At 46.8% G+C, this 680-nt stretch carries 1 protein-coding gene; it reads left to right on the top strand.

The genetic code is table 11. The features are described from left to right. On the top strand, positions 1-680 hold a 680-nt coding region (locus R8O11_RS28075), incomplete at both ends, for a DNA primase (RefSeq protein ID WP_318194981.1).

Genomic DNA, 680 nt, shown 5'->3' with positions numbered 1-680 from the left:
GAGTTTGAACGCCTAGAGTTCGTTGAAGCGATTGAAGAACTTGCCTCTTATCTAGGTTTGGACGTTCCTCGTGAACAACGTAGTGGTGGCGGTGGGCAGTTCAATTCTGGACCGCAAGCAAGTAGCAGTGAAAAACGCAGCCTATACGATTTAATGGGTAGCATTGCCCAGTTTTACCGTAACCAACTCAAACAACCTTCGAGCAAGGTCGCGATTGAATACCTAAAAGACCGTGGTCTATCTGGTGAAATCGTTCAGAAATTTGGCATTGGTTACGTGGCTGACGAATGGGATTTAGTCCGTAAAAACTTCGGCCAGAATAAAGACAATCAAGACATGCTTGTCACTGGTGGCATGCTGATTGAAAACGACAAAGGCAACCGTTATGACCGCTTTCGTGGTCGTATTATGTTTCCAATTCGTGACCGTCGTGGTCGAGTAATTGGCTTTGGTGGTCGAGTACTTGGTGAAGGTACGCCAAAATATCTCAACTCACCGGAAACGCCAATATTCCATAAAGGCAAAGAGCTTTATGGCCTGTACGAAGTGTTACAAGCGCATCGTGAACCAGCACAAATTTTGGTGGTTGAAGGCTATATGGACGTTGTCGCTCTGGCTCAATACGGCGTAGATTACTCCGTAGCGTCGCTAGGCACCTCGACAACGGGCGATCATATTCA

This window comes from Vibrio sp. 1288 (assembly GCF_033344475.1).
Note: the sequence above shows the minus strand (reverse complement) of the source record. Positions and strands in the feature narration are given on the sequence as shown.